The sequence below is a fragment of the Microbacterium karelineae genome (assembly GCF_009745985.1).
Lineage (GTDB): Bacteria > Actinomycetota > Actinomycetes > Actinomycetales > Microbacteriaceae > Microbacterium > Microbacterium karelineae.
Window position 1 is genome coordinate 1 of record NZ_WFIX01000072.1, and the last position, 217, is coordinate 217.

Consider the following 217-nt stretch of genomic DNA (forward strand, 5'->3'; position numbering starts at 1 on the left):
AATTAGTAGCATTATTCAAAACTGAAGACGGTAAGAACTCTTCTGTAGAAGCTAAAACTTTCGGAAACAACAAACAATTAAAGATCTCTACGGATTACCTTATCGAAGATGAATCTTTAAAGGCTGACCAGATTATCGAACAGAAATTATTCGAAGGTTTAAAATCAAACTTACCGGCAGGAACAACATTGAAAGATTTCAAATCTGCTGATAAAGA

General features: G+C 33.2%; 1 protein-coding gene. It reads left to right on the plus strand.

All coding sequences use genetic code 11. From position 1 onward, the window contains the following. The coding region (locus GB932_RS21965) for a hypothetical protein (protein ID WP_197517202.1) at positions 1 to 217 on the plus strand (217 nt) is incomplete at both ends.